Origin of the sequence: Pseudomonas sp. G5(2012) (assembly GCF_000408945.1) — a bacterium.
GTDB lineage: Bacteria > Pseudomonadota > Gammaproteobacteria > Pseudomonadales > Pseudomonadaceae > Aquipseudomonas > Aquipseudomonas umsongensis.
Map to the genome: position 1 here is coordinate 1 of NZ_APIO01000118.1, position 24,089 is coordinate 24,089.

Here is a 24,089-nt window from a genome sequence, read left to right on the forward strand (position 1 = left end):
CCTGCTCGCGAAGGCGGCACCACATTCAACATTTCTGTTGACTGGTGCACCGCTTTCGCGAGCAGGCTCGCTCCCACAGGGGGGGTGTTGAGACAGGGATCTATACGCTCGGCAGGCTCGGCGCCAACACCTCTTCACGCTTGCGATGGAACAGGAAATACGCGCCATAACACAGCGCAATAAATCCAAAGCCCCAATACAGTGATGGTCGCTGGGTTTCATCCAGTGCCAGGAACACGAAGAGCGAGCAGCACAGCGTGATGCACATCAGCGGCAACACCGGGAACCACGGCGCGCGGTACTTGAGGTCGCTGAGCTTGCCGCCGTCGCGCAGGTAGGCCTTGCGGAACTTGTACTGCGCCAGGGCGATGACAATCCAGGTCACGGTGCCGGACATCCCGCTCACCGCCATCAACACCATGAACAAGGTGTCGGCGGCAATAAAACTGGTCATCAGCGACACCAGGGCGAAACACAAGGTGATGCTCAACGCACGCAATGGCACGCCACGCTTGCTCAACGGCGCCAGGCTTTTTGGCGCCATGCCGGTTTTCGACATGGCCCACAGGATGCGCGTAGAGGCATACAGGCCGGAGTTGCCCACCGACAGGATCGCCGTGAGGATCACGAAGTTCATCAGGTCGGCGGCGTAGGGGATGCCGACCATGTCGAACACTTGCACGAACGGACTTTCCATCAGCCCAGCCTGCTGCCACGGCACGATGGCCGACAGTACGACGATTGCCAGGACGTAGAAGATCAACACGCGAAACACCACGTTGCGCACGGCGCGGGGAATACTTTTTTCCGGCTGGTCGGTTTCGCCCGCCGCCACACCCATGATCTCGCAGCCCTGGAAGGCGTAGACCACAGTCATCATCACCGCGAATACCGCGGACATGCCGTTGGGGAACAACGAATCGCCGATCAGGTTGGTCATCATCGGTGCAGGCGCGCCACTGGTCAGCGGGATTGCGCCGAAGATCACCAGCACACCGACCACAATGAACCCGAGAATCGCCGCCACCTTGATCCCGGAGAACCAGTATTCCGCCTCACCGAAGGCACGGGTTGCCATCGCGTTGATGCCGAACAGCACTACCACGAACAACGCTGACCAATACCAGATCGGCACCTCCGGGAACCAGCGCGTCATCAACATGCCAGCTGCGGTGAACTCAAGGCCTACGGTGGTGGCCCAGCTCATCCAGTACACCCAGCCGATCATGAAGCCGGTGGCCGGGCCGATGAACTTGGTCGCGTGGGTCTGGAACGAACCGGACACCGGCATCTGCACCGACAATTCGCCGAGGCAGACCATCACCAGGTACATCAGGAAACCGGCAACCAGATAGGCCAGGATCGCTCCCACCGGCCCGCCCTGGTTGATGGTCACGCCGGAGCCCATGAATAGCCCGGTGCCGATCACGCCGCCCAGGGACAACATGAAAATGTGCCGACTCTTCAGGGCCCGAGTCAGCTGGATGCCTTTACGATCGGTGTTTTCGCTCATGCCCGGCACCCCGACTCGCTGAGGCGGGCAGCGCATGACAGGAAGTCAGGCAAGGAGGAAGCAGCTTTACGGCAATTCATTATTATTATCTCCAATAAGCTTCGAAGACCGCGCTGCGGCGGTTGCGTCGATTATTGGAAAGCCATGTAAGGCCCTGTTGTACGTAAAGATCGAAGTTGTAGAAAGTCGTAACAAATTTGTACGTCAGCTCTGCAACAGGCCTTTGAGCGTGTGCAGCGAACCTTGCAGTTGCGCTTCGACCAAGGGCACCAACGATCGAATCGCGGTTTGGTCATTGCCCAGCGCCGCGATTTCCAGACTCCGTAATGCCTCGGCCAAGGCACGAAACCCCAGGGAATCGCCGCTGCCGGCCAGGCGGTGCGCCAGTTGTGCGACTTCGGTGCAATCATCGGCCTCAATGGCTTCGCCCAGTGCCTCACGGTGTTGCACGATTGAGTCGCGCAATACGGTCAGCAAGCCCTGTACTTTCTGCTCGCCAAGCAAACTGCGATGGGTCTGCAGCAACGGCCAGTCCATCGCTGCGTCGTCAACCTCGGACAGGCCGGTAGTTGCCCGCCCCGCCAGCACCTGTCGCAGGTTGTCCAGCTTCAGGGGTTTGGCCAGGATGCCATCCATGCCCGCATCCAGATAACCGCGTACCAACGCCGGTTGCACGCTGGCGGTCAAGGCAAAGATGCGCGTCTCACGGTTAGGTCCGTCGTTGTCACGGATCTGTTTGCACAACTGGACGCCGCTCATGCCCGGCAGGTGCACGTCCAGCAAGATCAGATCGAAGCTGCGCGCCGAGCATTGCGCCCATGCCTGTTCAGCGTCGTTGGCCAGCCACACTTGATGCCCGTCCCGTTGCAACAGGCCCTCGGCCACTTCGCGGTTGAGCGCCACGTCCTCGACCACCAGGATGTCCAGCGCCGGGCCCGCCGCATAAGTGGGCGTCGAGGCAATGGCCTCGATGGCCGGCTGCAACGTCAACTCGAACCAGAAACAACTGCCGCGCTCGACTTCGCTGCTGACGCCGATGCAGCCCCCCATCTTCTCCACCAGATGCTTACAGATGGCCAGCCCCAGTCCCGTGCCGCCATAACGCTGTGCGACTTCTTCGCTGGCCTGGGTGAATCGCTCGAAAATCTTCGCCTGCATCGCCGGGGCTATACCGATGCCGTTGTCGGTGACACTCACCCGCAGACGCTGTCCGCCCAGATCTGGCGGCAATGCGAGCAATGCCACTTCGACACAGACGTCACCGTTTTCTGTGAACTTGATCGCGTTGGCCAACAGGTTACTCAGCACCTGGCGCAGGTATTGCTCGGCACCGTGGTGATGCTCGGCCACCCGTTGATCGACGCGGCAATGCAGGATCGTGTCATTGTCCAGCGCCTTGGGTTCCAGCAGCGTGAGGACTTCATCGAGCAATTGGCGCATCGAGAAATTCACCGGTTCCGGGAGGCTGGTGCCCTCCTCCAGCTTGGCGAAATACAGCACTTCATTGAGGATCGTCAGCAGCCCCTCGCCGGCCTTGTGCAGCGCATCCAGGCGTCTGCTGTCCTGCGGGTCGAGACGGGCACCGCTCAGCAGCTCGGCCATGCCAAGGATGCCATTGAGTGGCGTGCGCAGTTCGTGGCTCATGGTGGCCAGAAACCGTGATTTGGCGAGGTTGGCCGCTTCGGCGTCGTCCTTGGCGCGCATCAGGCTGGCCGTGCGCCGCTCGACCATGCGCAGTAATTCGTCGCGGTTGTCCTGCAGGGCCAGGCGGTCGGTTTCCCGGCGGTCGATGTCGCTGAGGATCGCCCTGCGCATGTCATCGAGGGCATGGGCCACGGTGTCGATTTCGTCGTTTTGCGCGCCAGGACGCTTGTCCAGGCGCAGCGGCTCGTGCCATTGCCCTGCGGCAATGCGCCGGGCAAATTCGGCCATGACTTTCAGATGCCGGGTCACCAGGCGATAAAACAGCCCCGACAACGCCACCGCCAGACCGCAGAAAAACACCGCCATCCACAACAGGTTGGTCAAGCCGGTGGCATACAGGCGTTGATACACCGCCCCCAGGTCGGTGCTGACTTCCAGCTCGCCGAGATGGCGCAAGGGACCGGCAGGTGGTTGGTAATCCAGGGCAAAGCTCTCGATGCGCAACGGCCCTGCCGGCGCGGGATTGCCTTGCACCAGGTCGAAATCGGGACCGGTCAAATGCACCCTGGCGACGTCGGAGAAATCCACCAGGCCGCGCAGTTGCACATTCAATTGCTCTTGGTTCAGGTCCCAGAGACTGCGCTCCAGGCTGGCCAGGTAACCGGCGCGGATCAGCTCCATGCGCGAGTCGATCTCGCGCATTTCCCGGCGATACTCGATATACAACTGCACGCTGCTGGCCAGCACGGTAAAACACAGGCTGAACAGCAGGATGAACCACAGCAGGCGCCGCAGCAGTCCACCGGCACGTGCGCGGATCATTGTGCGTTCGCCGGCAGGTTGATCATGTCGCGGTAGATGACCTCGCTTTCATTGAGAAGGCGCTGGATATCACCGGCATCCACCATGCGCTGCAACTGCGCATCAATCTGCGGCATGTGGGCGGACAACGGCGAACGGCGGGAAACGGCGACCCGCAAATAGTCCACGCTCAGGGCCTTGGGCAAGGCCACGATGTCCTGGGCGCCAGGCAGGGTTTCCACGTACAGCTCACCGGTGCGGCGCTCCTGGGTGATGAAATCGATGCGCCCGCGAATCAGCTTGCCGAAATTCTGGCGGCTGCTGGCGACCCATTCGATGTTGTTGTGTTGCGCGACCATGCGATCGAATGCCAGGCCGTAGCTTTCACCGAACAGCAAGCCGCCACGGTAGTGGGCCAGGTCCTGCAGTTGTTCGAACTTCACCGGATGCTGGCGATTGATGAACAACGCCACTTCTTCGCGCAGCACCGCAACGGTGGAAAACAACATGCTCTGTTCCCGTTGCGCGGTGCTGTAGGCGAGCACCACATCGACCCGGCCTTCGGCAACGTCCAGCAGGCAGCGTTTCCAGTTACCCAGCACCACAATCTCGACCTCATAGCCGAGTTGGCCGAATAACTGCCTGACCACACTGGGCGCCAGGCCACGCACTTGTTTGCCGTCGCTCCAGGAAATCGGCGGGTACACCGGGTAATCGCAATAGCGGATCTTGTCCGCCGCCTGCACGTTGCTCGCCAATAACATCAGTAACGCCCAGAGCAACCGTCCCACCGTCGTCACGCCGCCAGGCTGGCAGTGAACAGGTAGCCGGCGCCATGGATGGTGATGATCAGTTGCGGTTCGGCGGGATCGTCATGCAGTTTGCGGCGCAAGCGCCCCACCAGCACGTCGATCGAGCGGTCGTTGGGCACCCATTCGCGGTTGCGGATCTGGTCCATCAATTGATCGCGGCTAAGGGTGTGGCCGCTGTTGCGCAAAAATACACTGAGCAACTGGTACTCGCCGTGGGTCAGCAAGGTCTCGCTGCCGTCCGGATCGATCAAGCGCCGGCGGTCGGTGTCCAGCGCCCAGTCGGCGAATTGCTTGACCGGTTTGGCGACAGCGGCAACCGGCTGTGGCGCCTGCGCATGGCGTACCCGGCGAATGAGGTTTTTTGCCCGCGACACCAGTTCCCGTGGATTGAGAGGTTTGATCACGTAGTCATCGGCGCCGCATTCGAGGCCGACGATTCGGTCGATTTCGTCATTGCGCCCGGTGATCAGGATGATCCCGACTTCCGATCGCACGCGCAGTTCGCGGGTCAGGGTCAGGCCGTCCTTGCCTGGCAGGCGGATATCAAGCATGACCAGGTCGACAGCCTGGCTGGCCAGGAAGGTTTCGGCCAGTTCCGCCGTGGCGGCGCAGTGCACGTCGTAGCCTTCCTGTGACAGGTAGGCATGCAACAGTTCGCGAATCAGCGGATCGTCATCGACGATCAGTACCCGAGGAGTCATTGCTGGGTGTCCTGCTTGTTTCTTATTAGAGGGCTTGCATCAGCGGCAGAGAGTAGCCACTGCTGAACGGGCGATCAACAGCTACTCGTCTGCACGCAAAACCGCTGCCGGCCGCCGGCCTGCAAACCGTCGACCCAGGCTTCGCAAATCTGGATGCCCTGCTCGGGGGTAAAGGTCCCGGGATTGAGCCCGGACTCCAGCCACAGGCCATCGAGCAACGCGCTAAGGCTGATCGCGGCCAGGTCGGCGTCGAAGTGCTCTCCCCCTTCCTCCCACCCCTCCTCCTGCGCCAACTCCCTGAGCACCTTGCCCAGGATCGCGCGGTACTCGCCATAGGAATGCTCGTGGGCTTGATTGATCGCCTCGGCGGTTTTCACTGCGCCCCAGAAGGCGAGCCAGGCGTCGATCAGTTGCGGGTCGAGCAGTTCGGCGCAGAAGGACGCGCGAAAGAACGCCGACAAACGCTCCCGGCCAGTGGGTGCCGCTTGCTCCATGGCGTCGCGCAACAGCGTCATGACGCGCCCGGTGATCGCCATGTAGGCCTCGGCCACCAGTTCGTCCTTGCCCGAATAGTGATGGCTGATCAGCCCGACCGATACGCCCGCCTCAGCGGAAATCTTGCGGATCGACGCCCCCTGGAAACCATGGCGCTTGAGGCACACCAGTGTCGCCTCGATCAGATTGGCCTTGCGCAACTCCGGTTCCATGCGGGAAAAACGGGCTTCCTGATTCATGGGCGACTGCTCCTGGTTTGTCGATCGTTGGGGCTCGCGTTATGGCTTGCGAGTTGAACGAATGTACAGCAAGAGTATGCCCGCCTGAAAGATCGCCTTCGCGAGCAGGCTCGCTCCCACAGGTTTCTTGTCGTGCACGATATTTCCCAACGCCTTGACCAATTGTGGGAGCGAGCCTGCTCGCGAAGGCGTCAGTCCATTCACACATGATCCCGATCAGTCCCGATACCCCGGCGCCACCCGCTCCAACAATCGCAGTAACGCCGCCCAAGCCAATTGCATGGCATCAGGGTCGCTCAACTCACCCTCTTCCAGCGGCCGCCCCGGGTCATTGAACTGGCGCTCGGTATGCGCGCACACCTGCGCCGGTGGCAGGACCAACTCCCCGGCCGCCTGCGCCGCCAGCTGGATTTCGCAGGCCTTTTCCAGGTAATACATGCGCAAAAATGCCTGGCTCACGGTTTCGCCGACGGTCAGCAGGCCGTGGTTGCGCAGCATCAGCACCGGCTTGTCGCCCATGTCGGCCACCAGTCGCTGTTGCTCACTCATGTCCAGGGCCACGCCCTCGTAGTCGTGGTAGGCCACCCGGCCGTAGAACTCCATGGAAATCTGGTTCACCGGCAACAACCCGCACTTCAACGCCGCCACTGCACAACCGGATTTAGTGTGGGTGTGCAGCACGCACTGCGCATCTTCGCGGGCACCGTGGATGGCGCTGTGAATCACGAACCCGGCCGGATTGACCGGGTACGGCGACGGCTCCACCGCGTTGCCATCGAGGTCGATCTTCACCAGGTTGGACGCGGTGATCTCATCGAACATCAGCCCGTAGGGATTGATCAGGAAGTGATGCTCCGGCCCTGGAATACGCACCGAGATGTGAGTGAAGATCAGGTCGGTCATGCGAAAGTGTGCAATCAGGCGATAACAGGCCGCCAGCTCTTCTCGCAGGCGCTGTTCGGTCGCGCTGCGTTCAGGGGCGGTCAGGGCGGTTGCGATGTTACTCATCGTTCGGGGTCTCCAGGGTGTTCGGTTGGGCAGACAGTAAGGCTGGACGCTTCGACAGGTCCAGCCATCCCCTGTACTTATTTGCTGGCCCAGGCGTTGAAACGTTCTTCCAGTTCTTCGCCATGGTCGACCCAGAAGCCGACGTTCATCGACAACGCGCCCTTGAGGTTCTGCGGCGCCGTGGGCACCCATTGCGCCAGTTTGTCATCGAGCCGCGCGGCGGCCTGGGTATTGGTCGGACCGTAGGGGATTTGCTCGACGTATTTCACCTGTGCATCCGGCTGGTTGGCAAAGGCGATGAAGCGCTTGGCCTGGTCGACGTGCCTGGAGCCCTTGATGATTGCCCAGTAGTCCATGCCGTACAGGCTGCCGGGCCAGACCAGGCCCAGATGACTGCCTTTCTGCGCGGCGTCGGCGATGCGCCCACTGTAGGTCGAGGTCATCACCACGTCGCCAGCGGTCAGCCATTGCGGCGGTTGCGCCCCGGCCTCCCACCACTGGATGTAGGGCTTTAGCTCAGTGAGCTTGGCAAATGCACGGTCCACGCCTTGCGGGGTACCGAGTACCTTGTACACGTCTTCGGTTTTCACGCCGTCCGCCAGCAGGGCGAACTCCAGGTTGTACACCGCACGCTTGCGCAGCCCGCGCTTGCCGGGGATTTTCTGTACGTCCCAGAAATCTGCCCATGACGTCGGGGCCTGGGCCAGTTTGTCGCGATCGTAGGCAATCGCCACGCTCCACACCAACGCGGCGGACCCGCACTCTTGCGCCGCCTCGGGGATCAACTCTTCGCTGCCACCCAGGCGATTCCAGTCCAGTCGCTCATACATGCCCTCTTCGCAGCCACGCATCAGGTCCGGACCTTCGATCTGCACCACGTCCCAGTCGACGTTGCCGGTGTCGACCATCACTTTGATCCTGGCCATTTCACCGTTGTATTCGCTCTGGATCACCTTGCTTTGATCCACGGCGGCAAAAGGCTGGAAGAACGCCACGTCCTGGGCTTTTTGTCCGGCGCCGCCATAACCCACCACCACCATGTCCGACGCTGCCTGTGCGCTGCCAAGGCCCATGGCCAGGGTCAGCGCCAAGGGATAAAAACCGTGCTTGAGCGTATTCGATTTCATCAGTGGTTCCTCGTGCAGGTGCCAGGCGACCCAAGGTCGGCATGGCCCTTTTTTATTGTTGGTGAGGTTCGCCCCAGGAGCGGGCTCGACACGAAACTAATCAAGGCTAAGTAAAAAAACAAGTTGATTTTTTACTACGGGTAAATTTTTATAGACCCAACAAAAACAACGAATACCTGCTGCCTCTGTAGGAGCGAGCATGCTCGCGATGGGGGCCAACGATAACGCGGGCTGCCTGAATGCCCGCGTTATGGTTTACGTCCATCGCGAGCATGCTCGCTCCTACAGGTCAGCCCGCCCGGAGTATGCGCACCATGTCGAGCCCGACCCCAGCTTTTGCTCACCTGTTCGAACCCTTGCAGATCCGTGGCAAGCGCCTGAAAAACCGCATCATGTCCAGCGGTCACGACACCTCCATGCCCACTGACAACCTGGTGAACGAGCAGCTGATTGCCTATCACCGGGCACGTGCCGAAGGCGGCGTCGGGCTGATCGTGCTGCAGGTGGCCGGGGTGCATGACAGTGCGCGGTACACCTCCCACGTTCTGATGGCTACCGACGATGAATGCATCGAGGGCTACCGCAAGCTGGCGCAAACCTGCCACGCCCACGGCACGGTGGTGCTGTCGCAGGTGTTCCACCCGGGACGGGAAATCATGGAATCCAGCGATGGCCTGCTGGCCGTGGCTTACTCGGCATCGGCGGTGCCCAACGAGCGCTTCCGGGTTATGCCACGGGCGCTGGACCAGGCAATGATCGACGAGATTGTCGACGGTTACGCGGCGGCGGCCCGACGCCTGCATCAAGCCGGCATCGATGGCGTGGAAGTGGTTGCCAGTCACGGTTACCTGCCGGCGCAGTTCATCAACCCGCGCGTCAACCGGCGCACCGACGGCTACAACGGCGAGCTGGAGCAGCGCCTGCGTTTCCTGCGTGAAGTCATCGCTGCGATTCGCGCTGCGACCGACGAGCACTTCATCATCGGCCTGCGCATCTCTGCCGATGAACGCGACCCCGAGGGGCTGACCGAAGACGAGTCCCTGGCTGCCGTGCAATCGCTGCAACCCCTGCTGGACTACGTTCACATTGTCGCCGGCACCTCGGCATCGCTCGGGGGGGCCGTGCACATCGTGCCGCCGATGGCGATCGAAGCGGCCTACCTGGCCAAGGAGGCTGGCACCTTCAAGGCTGGCTTGAGCATTCCGTTGTTCGTCACCGGGCGCATCAACCAGCCCCAGGAAGCCGAGCTGATTCTGGCGCGTGGCCAGGCCGATGTGTGCGGCATGACGCGGGCGTTAATCTGCGATCCGCAAATGCCCAACAAGACCGACGACGGCCGCGTGGAAGATGTGCGCGCGTGCATTGCCTGCAATCAGGCGTGCATCGGGCACTTCCACAAGGGCTTGCCGATTTCCTGCATCCAGCACCCGGAAACCGGTCGTGAATTGATATTTGGCCAGCGCCAAGCGACTGTAAAACGTAAGCGCATCATGGTCGTCGGCGGTGGGCCGGCCGGGATGAAAGCCGCTGCGGTGGCCGCCCAGCGCGGGCATGAGGTGACCCTGTACGAAGCCAGCGCGCAACTGGGCGGCCAGGTGTTGCTCGCGCAACTGCTGCCACGGCGCAGTGAATTCGGGGGGGCCAGCACCAACCTGCAGCGGGAAATGCAATTGGCCGGGGTGCGTGTGGTGCGCAATACCCGGGTCGACCGCGCTCTGGTGGAGCAGGAAAAGCCGGACACGGTGATCGTCGCCACCGGTGCTGAACCCTATTGGCCGCCCTTCGAGCGCGGTGGCGAGCTGCACGTGGTGGATGCCTGGCAAGTGCTGCGTGAGGAGGTAAAAATCGGCCGCTCGGTGGTGGTGGTCGATTGGCGCTGCGACTGGATCGGCCCCGGTATCGCCGAGCGCCTGACCCGTGCCGGACATCAAGTGCAACTGGCGGTCAACGGCACCCATTGCGGGGAAAACCTGCCGCTGTACGTGCGCGATCAATTGGCTGGCGAGTTGCACAAGCTCGCCATTCCCGTCATCCCTTACGCCCGGTTGTACGGTTGTGACGACAACACGGTCTACCTGCAACACACCGCCAGCGGCGAGCCGATGCTGATGGAGAACGTCGATACGCTGGTGCTTTGCCAGGGCCATCAGCCAGTGGATACCCTGGGCGCGCAACTGCAAGGCCTGGTGGAATTTCGGCGTATCGGCGACTGCCTGGCGCCGCGTACCGCCGAAGAAGCGATTTATGAGGGACTTAAAGTCGCGTGGGAGCTTTAAGCCTGTTTATACTCCGGGGCTTTAGCGCCAACCTTTGTAGGAGCTGCCGCAGGCTGCGATCTTTTGACCTGCTTTCAAAATACAAGATCAAAAGATCGCAGCCTGCGGCAGCTCCTACAGTGGGCCGTAGCTTACCGGTTTGGAACTCAGTATGAGCAATGACAGCAAGACCCAGGCCGAACCGCATTTTCTCGGCACGCGGATTCGCGGCCTGCGTAAACGCCGGGGCATGACCCTGGCGGAACTGGCCCGACAGAGCGAGCTGACCGCTGGCTACATCAGCCAACTGGAACGCAATCTCGCCTATCCGTCGATCCCGGCGCTGTTCAACATTGCCCGCAGTCTCGGCGTGACCATCCAATGGTTTTTCGCCAGCGAGGCGGTCACCGACCCTGAAGACGACGGCATTGTCGTGCGCAAGCACAGCCGCCTGAACGTGCATTACGAAGACGGCATCGTCGACCAGTTGTTGACCCCGCAAGCCAACCGTCAGCTGGAAATGCTTCACTCGCGTTTCCCGCCCGGCACCTACAGCCAGCAAAGCTATAGCCACGACGGCGAAGAAGCCGGCTATCTGCTGTCAGGCAGCTTTGAGTTGTGGGTCGGCGAGCGCTACTTTCAACTCAATGAAGGTGACAGCTTCAGTTTCTCCAGCCAGGAACCGCATCGTTATGGCAATCCCGGCGACGTGGATGCCGTGGTGATCTGGGTGATTACCCCACCGACTTTCTAGCGCCGGCCACGCCCGGCTGCCTGGACCACGCTTGCACGCTTGAGGGTGTCGCTCGGGAGTTCCTTGAACAACGCGCGATAGCTGCTGGAAAACCGGCCCAGGTGCCAGAACGACCAGTGCATCGCCACTTCGGCCACGGTGGTTTGTGCCGGCGTGCGGCTGAGCAGTTCGCGACGGGCGCTGTTCAGGCGGCGCAGGCGCAGCCATTGGGTTGGCGCCATGCCGGTGAAGGTCTTGAAGGCATGCTGCAGCTGGCGCAATGAAACCCCGGCGACCTCGGACAACGCCAACAGGTTGAGCTGTTCCTCCGGGCTCTCCGCCGCCCATTCCCCTACCCGCTTCATGATCGCCCGCTCCCCTGCCCGGCGCTGCAATGCTCCCGGGTCGAGGCAGGTACAGGCGTTGTCGAGGATGAACAGGCAATCCTCCAGCAGTTGCTGGGTCAAGGCTTCGCGGCTTGGCGGGTCGTAGGTCTGCGACAGCTGGGTCAGGGTTGCGCTGAGCCAACGGCTGAACAATGCATTTTGCTGCGAATTGAGCGGCGCCATGAACAACCCCTCCAGCCGCGCGACATCCAGGGCGTGACGCTGGACAAACTCGGGCCCGAACACCACGGCGATTTCCTGGTAGTTCTCCGGGGTGATCCAGATATTGCGGCTTTCGCCGTTCAACACGTACAGCGCGTTGTCGCTACGGTCGAAACAGAACGCGAGCGCGCCTTGTGGCGCGCTGAAATTCTGCTCGACCCGGGTGTTCATGTGCTCCTCGTAAATCTCTACGCCCTGTAGATCCAGATAGCGCACCCTGCCGGCAAAATGCCCCGGCGACATCTGTTGGTAATGCTGGACCCAGCCCGGTGTGGCACGGATTTGCTCGGCGATATCACAGGTATTGAACGCTTGAACGTGTAGTGAATTGCAGACTGTCATTGGGTGACCTTACGCACTCTTTTGGTGCGCTTTGTCCTGCTTAAAGTGGATAGATGGAACCGCAAGGCTCGCCCAAGATAGACGTCAACGCGCTACAGGGGAAGTGTCCGGCGGATGAAACCGGCCTCTCCTGGCGTTAATAAAACCAATAACGAGGTCTTTATGAATGTCCCTTTCGATCAGCTGTTCACTTGGCTGAAAGATCACAAGATTACCGAAGTCGAGTGCGTCGTCAGCGACCTGACCGGCATTGCACGCGGCAAAATCGCACCCACCAACAAGTTCCTGCATGAGCGAGGCATGCGCCTGCCGGAAAGTGTGCTGTTGCAAACGGTAACCGGGGACTTTGTCGACGACGACATCTACTACGACCTGCTTGACCCGGCGGATATCGACATGGTCTGCAAGCCGGTATCCGATGCAGTGTACGTCGTGCCTTGGGCGATCGAGCCGACCGCCATCGTGATTCACGACACCTTCGACAAGTTCGGCAACCCGATTGAACTGTCGCCGCGCAACGTGCTCAAGAAAGTCCTGCAGCTGTACACCGATAAAGGCTGGCGGCCGATTGTCGCGCCGGAAATGGAGTTCTACCTGACCCAGCGTTGCGAAGACCCGGATTTGCCACTCAAGGCCCCGATGGGCCGCTCCGGGCGCGCCGAAAGCGGTCGCCAGTCGTTCTCCATCGACGCCGCCAACGAATTCGACCCACTGTTCGAAGACGTCTACGACTGGTGCGAACTCCAGGGCCTGGACCTCGACACACTGATCCACGAAGACGGCCCGGCGCAGATGGAAATCAACTTCCGCCACGGCGACGCCCTGGACCTGGCCGACCAGATCACCGTGTTCAAGCGCACCATGCGCGAGGCGGCGCTCAAGCACAATGTCGCGGCGACGTTCATGGCCAAGCCGGTCGGCGATGAGCCGGGCAGCGCCATGCATATCCACCAGAGCGTGGTGGACATTGCCACCGGCCAGCCGATCTTCGCCGACGCCGACGGCAACATGAGCGAGTTGTTCCTGCACCACATCGGTGGCTTGCAGAAGTACATCCCCAAAGTCCTGCCGATGTTCGCGCCGAACGTCAACTCGTTCCGCCGCTTCCTGCCGGACACTTCGGCACCGGTGAACGTCGAATGGGGCGAAGAAAACCGCACCGTCGGCCTGCGCGTACCGACCTCGAGCCCCGACGCCATGCGTGTGGAAAACCGCTTGCCCGGGGCCGATGCCAACCCTTACCTGGCCATCGCCGCCAGCCTGCTGTGCGGTTTCCTGGGCATGGTCGAGCGCATTGAACCGAGCCCCGCGGTGCAGGGCCGGGCCTATGAGCGGCGCAACCTGCGCCTGCCGATCACCATCGAAGACGCGCTGACGCAGATGGAGGAATGCGCCACCGTCAGCCGCTACCTGGGCGACAAGTTCGTGCGCGGCTACGTCGCGGTCAAGCGCGCCGAGCATGAGAACTTCAAGCGCGTGATCAGCTCGTGGGAGCGCGAGTTCCTGTTGCTCAGCGTCTGACTCGAAGACCTCTTCGCGAGCAGGCTCGCTCCCACATTTGAAATGCATTCCCCTGTGGGAGCGAGCCTGCTCGCGAAAGCGGCCGCCAGAACACCAAAAATCACCTGAAAAAACCAATAATTCCAAGAGGTGTCGATATGCGTCTATTGAAATCCATGGTTCCGCTCGCGCTGACTGCAATGTTCAGCGCCGTCGCCCAGGCTCAGCCTCAGGTCAGTGTCTACAACTGGACCGACTACATCGGCGAGACCACCCTCGCCGACTTCCAGGCAAAAACCTCGATCAAAGTGATCTACGACGTTTTCGACTCCAATGAAACCCTGGAAGGCAAGTTGCTCGCCGGGCGTACCGGGTACGACGTGGTCGTGCCCTCCAACCACTTCCTCGCCCGCCAGGTGAAGGCCGGCGCGTTCCTCAAGCTGGACCGCGAGCAACTGCCGAACTTCAAGAACCTGGACCCGAAGCTGCTGGCCTTGCTGGAGAAAAACGATCCGGGCAATGCGCACTCGGTGCCGTACCTGTGGGGCACCAACGGCATCGGCTACAACGTCGACAAGGTCAAGCAGGTGCTGGGCATCGACCGCATCGATTCCTGGGCCGTACTGTTCGAGCCGGAAAACATCAAGAAACTCAGCCAGTGCGGCGTATCGATGATGGACTCGGCCGATGAAGTGTTTCCCGCAGTCCTCAACTACATGGGCATGGACCCGCGCAGCGAGAACCCCGAAGACTTCAAGAAAGCCGAAGCCAAGCTGCTGGGCATCCGTCCGTACATCACCTATTTCCATTCGTCCAAGTACGTCTCGGACCTGGCCAATGGCGACATCTGCGTGGCATTCGGTTACTCCGGCGATGTGTTCCAGGCCGCCAACCGGGCCAAGGAAGCCAATAACGGCGTGAACATCGCCTACGCCATTCCCAAGGAAGGCAGCAACCTGTGGTTCGACCTGCTGGCCATTCCCGCCGACGCCAGCAACCCGAAAGAGGCACACGCGTTCATCAATTACCTCCTCGACCCGCAAGTGATCGCCAAGGTCAGCGCCTCGGTCGGCTATGCCAACCCCAATCCGGCGGCAAAGCAGTACATGGACCCTGGATTGGTGAACAACCCCGAGGTTTACCCGCCGCAGGAAGTGCTCGACAAGCTCTATATCTCCACCACCCCGCCGCAGTCGATCATGCGCCTGATGACCCGCTCGTGGAGCAAAGTGAAGTCCAACCAATGAACCAGTACACACAGGAACATGCTCGCTCGTATTACGCCGCGTCGGCCCATGGCATGGCGCAATTTCCAGGGCTGACAGCGGACCTTGAGGCCGATGTCTGCGTGATTGGCGGTGGTTTCACCGGCATCAACACCGCCATCGAACTGGCCCAGTGCGGGCTCTCGGTGATCCTGCTGGAAGGCCGGCGGATCGGCTGGGGTGCCAGCGGGCGCAACGGCGGACAACTGATACGCGGCATTGGTCATGACGTCAGTGGTTTCGCCAAACATATCGGTGCCGAAGGTGTGCGCTATCTGGAGCGCGCCGGTATCGAATCGGTCGAGCTGGTGGGCCGGCGAATCCGCGAACACGGCATCGATTGTGACCTGCGCTGGGGTTTTTGCGAATTGGCTAACACCCCGGCGCAGTTTGCGGGACTTGCGTCTGAATACGCAGCGCTCAAGGAATCGGGGTACGCCCACGAAACCCGCCTGGTCGAGCCCGGACAGATTCGCACGCACGTGGTCAATTCAGGCGTATATGCCGGCGGTCTGGTCGACATGGGGTCCGGTCACCTGCACCCCTTGAACCTGGTCCTGGGCGAAGCGCGGCTTGCGTCGTCCCTTGGCGTGCAGATCTTCGAGCAGAGTCCGGTGCTGGAGTTGATCCATGGTGACACCGTGCAGGTTCGTTGTGCTGGCGGCACGGTTCGCGCGGGTAGCCTGGTGCTTGCCTGTAACGCCCACCTGGAAGAACTCGAACCGAAACTCAGCGGCAAGGTGCTCCCGGCCGGCAGCTACATCATTGCCACCGAACCCTTGTCGGCAGACGTTGCCGCGCAGCTGATCCCGCATAACCTGGCGCTGTGCGACCAGAAAGTCGGCCTGGACTACTACCGGCTCTCGGCAGACCGGCGCCTGTTGTTCGGCGGTGCCTGCCATTATTCCGGGCGCGATCCACGGGACATCACGGCCTACATGCGCCCGCAGATGCTCAAGGTCTTTCCGCAGCTGGCGAATGTGCGCATCGACTATCAATGGGGCGGCAAGATCGGCATCACAGCCAATCGATTCCCACAGGTCGGGCGCCTGCGCCAACACCCGAATGTGTTCTACGCCCAGGGTTACTCAGGCCATGGCCTCAACGTGACCCACTGGTGCGCAAAACTGCTGGGCGAAGCGATCCAGGCCGGACATAGCAAAGGCTTCGATGTGTTCAGCGCCGTTCCGCACATGACCTTCCCGGGCGGCCGCGCCCTGCGCTCGCCGCTGCTGGCGCTCGGCATGCTGTGGTACCGGATGCGCGAAGTGCTCGGTTAACCCCCGTGCCCCTCTTGCGGCACGCGGCGGTCTCTGTAGGAGCGAGCATGCTCGCGAAAAACCTGAGAGCACCGCGGGGTGCCAGGCTCCCCTCGTTATCGTTAACGACCATCGCGAGCATGCTCGCTCCTACAGTAAATCGGGTGCATCTGGTCGACTGCCAGGCCCATGCGCCAACCCCATAACCTTTATTTCGATTTGCTCAATCGCGAGTCACTTCTATATTGAGGGGGTGCTCTGAACTTCGTGCCTCTTGTTGAGCCTGGCCCATGGCAACTACTGATCAACTGATCATCTGCGAGCACTGCGACTGCGTGTATCAAAAAGTCACACTCGCCAAACATCAGAAAACCCTGTGTACACGCTGCGGCGGCGTGCTTCAGCGCTATAACGGCCTGACGGTGGAGCAACGCCTGGCGTTGACCTTCACCGCATTGATGCTGTGGATTTTCGCCAACTTCTATCCGGTCATGAGCATCAGCCTCAAAGGCCTGAAAAATAGCGCAACACTTTGGGATTCGGTGCTGGCGTTGAGCCTGGGCCCCATCACCTTCATCGCCATGGTGGCGGCGATCGCCATGATCATCGCGCCGATTTTCCAGTTGGTGCTCTTGATCTGGGTCCTGGGTTTCGCCCTCACCCACAGGCGTTCACCTGGTTTCAGATTCTGCATGCGCTGGCTGGAAACCCTCAGGCCGTGGAGCATGCTGGAAGTCTGCCTGCTGGGAGCAATGGTCGCCGTGATCAAGCTCGCCGGGTTACTGGATGTGCTGCCCGGCATCGGTCTGTTCGCCTTGGCCATCCTCAGCCTGATGATGATCCGCATTGCCGGCCGCGATATCCGTGAACTATGGGACATCGTATGACAACACCTCCTGTCGCCAGTGATCTCAACCTGTGCCTGTGCCACAGCTGCGGCCTGGCCTGTGACATGACCTTCGAACCCCATGAATGCGAGCGCTGTGGCGCTCCCCTGCATCGACGTAAACCCAACTCGTTGACCCGGACCTGGGCGTATATGTTCACCGCACTGGTGTTTTACATCCCGGCCAATTTGCTGCCTGTGATGAACACCAAGATGGTCGGCAATGGCGCCGACAGCACGATCATGAGCGGCGTGATTGAGTTCTGGCAGCACGGAGCCTGGGATATAGCCCTGATCATCTTCATCGCCAGCATCGCGGTGCCTGGCGTCAAGTTCGTCGCACTGACGCTGCTGCTGGTGACCGTTCAGCGCGATAGCCAGTGGGCACTGCGCGAGCGTTCGCAAATGTACCGTTTTGTCGAGCTCATCGGTTATTGGTCGATGCTTGACGTCATCGTAGTGGCCCTGGTGGCCTCCCTGGTCAAGTTCCAGGCCCTGGCCGATATCGAACCGCGCCCGGGCATTTTGTTCTTTGGCCTGGTGGTGGTGTTCACCATGCTCTCCGCGATGAGTTTCGATCCGCGACTGATCTGGGATAAAGAGCGGCAAAAACCATTAAATGAGGAGGTCACGGATGAAGTCACAAGCCACTGACGGGCCGTTGGTCCCGGGCCAAGCTCCGATCAAGACCCGCCGCTTCAGCTTTTCGCTCGTGTGGATCGTACCGATCGTTGCGGTGCTGGTGGGGATATCGCTGGTGGTCCACAGCATCTTGCAGGAAGGTCCCACCATCACCGTCACCTTCAAGACTGGTGACGGCCTGACCGCCAACAAGACCGAAGTCAAATACCGCAACGTGGTAATCGGTCATGTCTCGGACGTAGAACTGGCCAACGACCAGAAGAGCGTGAACGCCACCATCAAACTGGCCAAACAGGCCGAAAGCTTCACCCGCAAAGACTCGCAGTTTTGGGTGGTTAGGCCGCGGATCGGCGCTGGCGGGGTGTCGGGTATCGATACGCTGTTGTCCGGGGATTACATCGGCGCCGATATCGGCCAGGACAATGCACGGGCGAAGACCTTCAAAGGCCTGGAAAACCCGCCAGCCATCACCTATGGCGAGCCGGGCAAGCGTTTCACCCTGCACACCCAGGACCTGGGGTCACTGGATATTGGCTCGCCGGTCTACTACCGCAAGATTCCGGTCGGCCAGGTCGTGGCCTACGCCCTGGACCCCGATGGCAAAGGGGTGAACATCGAACTGTTCATCCACGCCCCCAATGATCAGTACGTCACTGAGAACACCCGATTCTGGAACGCCAGCGGTGTGGACGTGAGCGTCGGTGCCAACGGTTTTGCGGTCAAGACCGAGTCCCTGTCTTCCTTGCTGGTGGGTGGGATTGCGTTCCGTGCGCCGGAATACAGCCCCGACGACAAACCGGCCCCGGAAGAATATGCCTACGAACTGTTCGAGGACCAGCAAACCGCCCTCGCCCCGCCCTACGGCAAGGCGCAATACCTGAGTTTACGTTTCGATCAGGCGCTGCGCGGGCTCAAGGTCGATGCACCGGTGGAATTCCTGGGTGTGGAATTCGGGCGAGTTGTCTCGATCAATCTGGATTTCGACGCGAAGAAACGCACGTTCCCGGTCAATGTCGGCATCGTGATTTATCCGCAACGACTCGGCCAGGCCCACGCAAAAATGCTCAAGGCCTTGAATCATGACCCCAATGACGAAGCCGCGGGCGTCCGCCTGATGGGCTCTTTCGTCGAAAACGGCCTGCGTGCGCAGGCCCGTAGCGGCAATCTGTTGACCGGTCAGCTATACATTGCACTCGATTTTTACCCCAAGGCCGAGAAAGTCGTTTTCGATCCCACCGCCCGCCCCGTTTCCATTCCAACGATTCCGGGCAGCCTCGAACAATTGCAGGAAAAGCTCGAGGCCATGGTCACCAAGATCAATCAACTGCCCATCGAACGGATCGCCGGCAATCTGGACAGCAACCTCGTCGAATTGCGCAAGGGTTTGTCGCAATTCAATGCCAAGACCTTGCCTAGCGTACAAAGCACCCTGGGGGACGTGAGCAAAACCCTGCAATCGGCCAGCACCACCTTGCAATCGGCCAATTCGACGCTTGCCGATGACTCGCCGCAACGGGAAAAACTCAGCCAGACGATGGATGAGCTCGGACGCACCTCGCGCGCCTTGCGTGATCTGGCCGATTATCTGGGCCGGCATCCGGAATCCTTGATTCGCGGCCGTCCAAACAATGCCGCGCCGATCGATATGCAAGGGCCGCCGAGCAAATGACCACAGGAGCAACATTCATGGCTTTTTCACTGAAAATCACCTTGTTCGCCGCGTTGTCGTTGCTCGCCGCCTGCCGCAGCGATCCGATTCAGTTTCACACCCTGACCCCAGCCCAACTGACGGGCACTTCACGCAATGGCGCGCAAATCGAGATTGAATTGCTCAGCGTCCCGCCGCAGGTCGATCGCCCGCAGATCGTCGTACGCCAGGGCAATACCGGCATGGCGATCCTGGAAACCGACTGGTGGGGTGCCAGCCTGGTGGATGAGTTGCGCAGCGCCTTGCTCGACCAGATGATCAACAATAATCCGCAACGCAGGCTGTTGGTGCGCCTGGAGGTACAGCGCTTCGATTCGATTCCCGGCCAGTATGGATTGCTCGACGTAAGATGGCGCCTGCGCAGCAGCAATGGCCATGAAGACGTCATCGGAAATTGCCGCAGCACCCTGCAGACCCCATCAGGACCCTCGATCGAGGAGCTGGTAGCTGCGCAGCAGAACAACGTCAGGCGCCTGGCCGCGCTGATCAGCCAGGCAGCGGCTGGCACGCAAAAAGGTTGTCCATCCGCCAATGCCAACCAATGATGCAATCCCCCTGTCCAAGCGAGGCTTTGTGGCGAGGGGATTTATCCCCGCTGGGTCGCGCAGCGGCCCCAAAACCTGCAAATCGGTGTATCTGATTCCGTGTGCATTAGCGTTGCGACTGCTTCGCAGCCGAACGGGGATAAATCCCCTCGCTACAAAGGTTCGCCCACAGGATTTGACGATTTTTTCTCATTCGAGGCTCTACATTAGCCGGCGTTGAATCTGCAAATGATTCGTATTGATCTAGAATAATTGACGTCGTTCTATTTCTCGATTGAATCAGCTTGCATGACCCAAAATAACAGGAGCCGGCGCCGCATGAAGTCCCCAATCCCTTCGTTCCTCAAAAAGGCCCTGCTGGCCACCGCTTTGCTGAGCGCTGGTCACGCGTACGCCGCCGATACCGTTGGTATCGTGGTCTACAACGCACAGCATGAAAGCCTGACCAAATCCTGGGTCGAAGGTTTTACGCAGGAAACCGGTATTCCGGTGACATTGCGCAACGGCGACGATACCGAAATGGGCAACCAGATCGTGCAGGAAGGCGCCGACTCGCCGGCCGATGTATTCCTCACCGAGAACTCCCCGGCGATGGTGCTGGTCGACAACGCCGGTTTGTTCGCGCCCGTGGACAAAACCACCCTGGAACAGGTCGATTCAGCCTACCGCCCGGCCCACGGCAAATGGCTGGGCATCGCTGCACGCTCCACGGTGTTCGTCTACAACCCGAGCAAATTGTCCGAAGCCCAGTTGCCCAAGTCGATCATGGACCTTGCCGCGCCGAACTGGAAAGGCCGCTGGGGCGCATCCCCGGGCGGCGCCGACTTCCAGGCGATCGTTGCCGCCATGATCGAACAAAAAGGCGAAGCCGCCACCCTGGAGTGGCTCAAGGCGATGAAAACCAACTTCAGCGCGTACCGGGGCAACAGTTCGGTGCTCAAGGCGGTGAATGCCGGGCAGATCGACAGCGGCGTGATATACCACTATTACAGCTTCGTCGATCAGGCAAAGACCGGCGAGAACAGCAAGAACACTGCCTTGCACTACTTCAAACACAAGGACCCGGGAGCGTTTGTCAGCATTTCCGGAGGTGGCGTCCTGGCCTCCAGCAAACACAAGGAACAAGCCCAGGCGTTCCTCAAGTGGATCACTGGCAAGGACGGCCAGGCCATCCTCAAGGACGGCAAGTCGTTTGAATACGCCGTGGGCAAGAACGCCGAATCCAACCCTAAACTGGTGCCTTTGCAGCAGCTCGACGCGCCGTCCGTGGACGCCTCGAAACTCGACAGTAGAAAAGCCGTGGAGCTGATGACTCAGGCGGGACTGCTCTAATTGATGCCTGAAATCCTGCCGGTGGATACCGCCCAAGCGCTACCCGCCAATTTACGTAGACGGTCACGCGGCATGTTCGCGAGCCGCGGTGGCGCGTGGGTGGTCGGGTTGTCGGTGCTGGTGTCGTTGCTGGCACTGCTGCCGATTGCCTACGTCATCGGCGTGTCCTTGCAAACCGGCTGGTCCACGGTGGTGACCTTGGTGTTCCGCCCACGGGTGGGCGAGTTGCTGACCAACACCGTGTTGCTGGTGGTACTGACCATTCCCCTTTGCGTGGCGCTGGGTGTGGCACTGGCCTGGCTGACCGAACGCACGGATCTGCCGGGGCGGCGCTGGTGGTCGTTACTGGCCACGGCCCCCCTGGCGGTGCCAGCCTTTGTCCACAGCTATGCCTGGGTCAGCCTGGTGCCGCCGATCCACGGCTTGTTTGCCGGGGTGCTGGTGTCGGTCATTGCCTACTTCCCGTTTCTCTACCTGCCGATTGCCGCAACGCTGCGGCGCCTCGACCCGGCCATTGAAGATGTCGGCGAATCCCTTGGGCTCAAGCCGTGGGCGGTATTTTTTCGCGTCGTGCTCCCGCAGTTGCGCCTGGCCATTTGCGGTGGCGCGTTGCTGGTCGGCCTGCATCTGCTGGCCGAGTACGGTCTGTACGCGATGATCCGCTTCGACACCTTCACCACCGCGATCTTCGATCAGTTCAAGTCCACCTTCAACGGGCCTGCCGCCCACATGCTGGCCAGCGTGCTTGCCTTGTGTTGCCTGGTGATGCTGACCGTGGAATCCGCCGCTCGGGGCCATGCGCGCTACGCCCGCGTGGGCACCGGTAGTGCCCGTGAGCAACGGGTGGTGCGCCTGAAAACCCCGGCCAGGGTGCTCGCATTGACCTTGCAGGGCGTCACATGTGCCCTGGCGCTGGGTGTGCCCCTGATCACCCTTGGCGGATGGTTGATCGCCGGCGGCGTGCAAGCCTGGGACCTGGATGAGCTCCTGCCGGCCCTGCAACAGACCCTGCTGCTGGGTGTCGCGGGCGCGGCCCTGACCACCTGCGCGGCCATTCCCATCGCCTGGTTGTCAATCCGCTATCCAGGACGGATGCAACGGATACTGGAAAGCTGCAACTACATCACCAGCTCATTGCCGGGCATCGTCGTGGCGTTGGCCCTGGTGACCGTGACCATTCACTTTGCCCGGCCGATCTACCAGACCACCATCACCGTGCTCTTGGCTTATCTGCTGATGTTCTTGCCCCGGGCCCTGGTGAGCTTGCGCGCCGGCATCGCCCAGGCACCCGTGGAACTGGAAAACATCGCCCGCAGCCTGGGCCGCTCCCCTGCCCGCGCATTGTGGCTGATCACCCTGCGCCTGGCCGCTCCGGGGGCGGCTGCCGGCGCGGCCCTGGTGTTCCTGGCGATCACCAATGAACTGACCGCCACCCTGTTGCTCGCGCCGAACGGCACGCGGACCCTCGCTACCGGGTTCTGGGCCATGACCAGCGAAATTGACTATGTCGCGGCAGCGCCCTATGCCCTGCTGATGATCCTGTTGTCGCTGCCGCTGACCGGGCTCCTTTATCACCAATCGAAAAAAACGGCTGGCCGATGAACACTCTTGAACTGCATTCACTGAACAAGTCCTACGGCGCCCACAAAGCCCTGGATAACGTCAGCCTGTCGGTACCCAGCGGCAGCCGTACGGTCATCGTCGGCCCCTCGGGCTCGGGCAAGACCACCTTGCTGCGCATGATTGCCGGCTTCGAGTTCCCTGACTCCGGCCGCTTGTCGCTCAATGGTCAAACCCTGGTCGACAGCACCCATGAAGTACCGGCACACCAACGCCTGATTGGCTATGTCCCGCAGGACGGCGCTTTGTTTCCGCACATGACCGTGGCCGCCAACATCGGCTTCGGCTTGTCGATCAAAGGCCAAGAAAAGCACGAGCGTGTCGCCCAGTTGATGGACAGCGTAGCCCTCGACTCGACCATGGCCGCGCGCTGGCCCCACGAGTTGTCCGGCGGACAGCAGCAGCGTGTAGCGCTGGCACGGGCACTGGCGCAGCGGCCGCGCCTGATGTTGCTGGACGAGCCGTTTTCGGCACTCGATACCGGTTTGCGCGCGGTCATGCGCAAGATGGTCGCCCGCCTGCTGGAAGACGCAGGGGTCACCACCATCCTGGTCACCCACGACCAGAGCGAAGCCTTGTCCTTCGCCGATCAACTGGCCGTGATGCGCCATGGCCGGCTGGTGCAGTCAGGCCATCCGCTGGACCTCTACCGCTACCCCGAAGACGAACAGACCGCGCTGTTCCTTGGCGACGCCGTGGTCATGCCGGCCCGGATCGAGGCGGGCTGGGCGCATTGCGACCTGGGCCGGATACCGGTCAACAATCATCGCAACAACCACTCGGCGCAGATCATGCTCCGGCCCGAACAGTTGCAACTGGCCAGCGTCTTGCCAGACGACACCGGTGTCGCTGGCTGCCGGGCAAAGGTCATCGACCGCGACTTCAGCGGAAACACCTGCACCTTGACCGTGGAGTTACAGCCTCGCGCCCCCGACCAGCCGATTGGCCGATCCTTGCTGGTGCGCAGCTCCGGCATGTATGCGCCGCCGGCGGGCAGCGCCGTGCAGGTCTCGACGATTGGCCACGCGCACGTGCTGAGCGAACCTTGAGCCAA

General features: G+C 61.1%; 20 protein-coding genes. 12 read left to right on the forward strand and 8 right to left on the reverse strand.

The genetic code is table 11. The annotated features are described in order from the left end of the window. Positions 1-100: 100 nt before the first annotated feature. The 7 genes from PG5_RS28260 to PG5_RS28290 all read right to left on the reverse strand — a co-directional run bounded on the left by PG5_RS28260 (position 101) and on the right by PG5_RS28290 (position 8,340). Positions 101-1,513 (reverse strand): amino acid permease, encoded by a 1,413-nt coding sequence (locus PG5_RS28260; RefSeq protein WP_020800501.1) that lies wholly within the window; start codon positions 1,511-1,513, stop codon positions 101-103. A 204-nt stretch (positions 1,514-1,717) separates the two neighbouring features. Continuing rightward, positions 1,718-3,979, reverse strand: coding sequence for an ATP-binding protein (locus tag PG5_RS28265; RefSeq protein ID WP_020800502.1), 2,262 nt, complete (start codon positions 3,977-3,979; stop codon positions 1,718-1,720). Next, on the reverse strand, positions 3,976-4,722 hold the full coding sequence (locus PG5_RS28270; RefSeq protein WP_020800503.1) for an ABC transporter substrate-binding protein: 747 nt from the start codon (positions 4,720-4,722) through the stop codon (positions 3,976-3,978). The genes PG5_RS28265 and PG5_RS28270 overlap by 4 nt, the downstream gene beginning before the upstream one ends. Positions 4,723-4,754: 32 nt before the next feature. Continuing rightward, a complete protein-coding gene (locus PG5_RS28275; RefSeq protein WP_020800504.1) occupies positions 4,755-5,471 on the reverse strand; it encodes a response regulator in 717 nt (238 codons plus the stop codon). Between the two features lie 74 nt (positions 5,472-5,545). Next, positions 5,546-6,205 carry a TetR family transcriptional regulator C-terminal domain-containing protein gene (locus tag PG5_RS28280; protein ID WP_020800505.1) on the reverse strand — a complete coding sequence of 220 codons (660 nt, stop codon included), beginning with the start codon at positions 6,203-6,205 and terminating at the stop codon, positions 5,546-5,548. Positions 6,206-6,421: 216 nt separating this feature from the next. After that, positions 6,422-7,213, reverse strand: coding sequence for a class II aldolase/adducin family protein (locus PG5_RS28285; protein ID WP_020800507.1), 792 nt, complete (start codon positions 7,211-7,213; stop codon positions 6,422-6,424). Between the two features lie 77 nt (positions 7,214-7,290). Beyond that, positions 7,291-8,340: an ABC transporter substrate-binding protein gene (locus PG5_RS28290; RefSeq protein WP_020800508.1), complete on the reverse strand. Its 1,050-nt coding sequence runs from the start codon at positions 8,338-8,340 to the stop codon at positions 7,291-7,293. A gap of 314 nt (positions 8,341-8,654) precedes the next feature. On the opposite strand from PG5_RS28290, the gene PG5_RS28295 reads away from it, so the two are divergent. Next, on the forward strand, positions 8,655-10,616 hold the full coding sequence (locus PG5_RS28295) for an FAD-dependent oxidoreductase (RefSeq protein ID WP_020800510.1): 1,962 nt from the start codon (positions 8,655-8,657) through the stop codon (positions 10,614-10,616). Between the two features lie 151 nt (positions 10,617-10,767). Further along, on the forward strand, positions 10,768-11,349 hold the full coding sequence (locus PG5_RS28300; protein WP_020800511.1) for a cupin domain-containing protein: 582 nt from the start codon (positions 10,768-10,770) through the stop codon (positions 11,347-11,349). On the opposite strand, the gene PG5_RS28305 is transcribed toward PG5_RS28300, so the two are convergent. Next, positions 11,346-12,278 carry a helix-turn-helix domain-containing protein gene (locus PG5_RS28305; RefSeq protein ID WP_020800512.1) on the reverse strand — a complete coding sequence of 311 codons (933 nt, stop codon included), beginning with the start codon at positions 12,276-12,278 and terminating at the stop codon, positions 11,346-11,348. The genes PG5_RS28300 and PG5_RS28305 overlap by 4 nt on opposite strands. A gap of 162 nt (positions 12,279-12,440) precedes the next feature. On the opposite strand from PG5_RS28305, the gene PG5_RS28310 reads away from it, so the two are divergent. The 10 genes from PG5_RS28310 to PG5_RS28355 all read left to right on the forward strand — a co-directional run bounded on the left by PG5_RS28310 (position 12,441) and on the right by PG5_RS28355 (position 24,084). Next, positions 12,441-13,799 (forward strand): glutamine synthetase family protein, encoded by a 1,359-nt coding sequence (locus PG5_RS28310; protein ID WP_020800513.1) that lies wholly within the window; start codon positions 12,441-12,443, stop codon positions 13,797-13,799. A gap of 137 nt (positions 13,800-13,936) precedes the next feature. Continuing rightward, entirely contained in the window at positions 13,937-15,025 is a 1,089-nt protein-coding gene (locus tag PG5_RS28315; protein WP_020800514.1) for a polyamine ABC transporter substrate-binding protein, read from the forward strand. Continuing rightward, positions 15,022-16,323, forward strand: coding sequence for an FAD-binding oxidoreductase (locus tag PG5_RS28320; protein ID WP_020800515.1), 1,302 nt, complete (start codon positions 15,022-15,024; stop codon positions 16,321-16,323). Before PG5_RS28315 ends, PG5_RS28320 begins: the two co-directional genes overlap by 4 nt. Before the next feature lie 269 nt (positions 16,324-16,592). Further along, on the forward strand, positions 16,593-17,189 hold the full coding sequence (locus PG5_RS28325; RefSeq protein ID WP_020800516.1) for a paraquat-inducible protein A: 597 nt from the start codon (positions 16,593-16,595) through the stop codon (positions 17,187-17,189). Further along, positions 17,186-17,842, forward strand: a complete 657-nt coding sequence (locus tag PG5_RS28330) for a paraquat-inducible protein A (RefSeq protein ID WP_020800517.1) — start codon at positions 17,186-17,188, stop codon at positions 17,840-17,842. The genes PG5_RS28325 and PG5_RS28330 overlap by 4 nt, the downstream gene beginning before the upstream one ends. After that, positions 17,823-19,499: an intermembrane transport protein PqiB gene (locus PG5_RS28335; protein WP_020800518.1), complete on the forward strand. Its 1,677-nt coding sequence runs from the start codon at positions 17,823-17,825 to the stop codon at positions 19,497-19,499. The genes PG5_RS28330 and PG5_RS28335 overlap by 20 nt, the downstream gene beginning before the upstream one ends. Positions 19,500-19,516: 17 nt before the next feature. Next, complete coding sequence (locus PG5_RS28340) at positions 19,517-20,083, forward strand: PqiC family protein (protein WP_020800519.1); 567 nt, start codon at positions 19,517-19,519, stop codon at positions 20,081-20,083. 318 nt (positions 20,084-20,401) lie between these two features. Continuing rightward, positions 20,402-21,415 carry an iron ABC transporter substrate-binding protein gene (locus PG5_RS28345; RefSeq protein ID WP_020800520.1) on the forward strand — a complete coding sequence of 338 codons (1,014 nt, stop codon included), beginning with the start codon at positions 20,402-20,404 and terminating at the stop codon, positions 21,413-21,415. 3 nt (positions 21,416-21,418) lie between these two features. Beyond that, positions 21,419-23,017, forward strand: coding sequence for an iron ABC transporter permease (locus PG5_RS28350; RefSeq protein ID WP_020800521.1), 1,599 nt, complete (start codon positions 21,419-21,421; stop codon positions 23,015-23,017). After that, positions 23,014-24,084: an ABC transporter ATP-binding protein gene (locus PG5_RS28355; RefSeq protein WP_020800522.1), complete on the forward strand. Its 1,071-nt coding sequence runs from the start codon at positions 23,014-23,016 to the stop codon at positions 24,082-24,084. The genes PG5_RS28350 and PG5_RS28355 overlap by 4 nt, the downstream gene beginning before the upstream one ends. Positions 24,085-24,089: the final 5 nt, after the last annotated feature.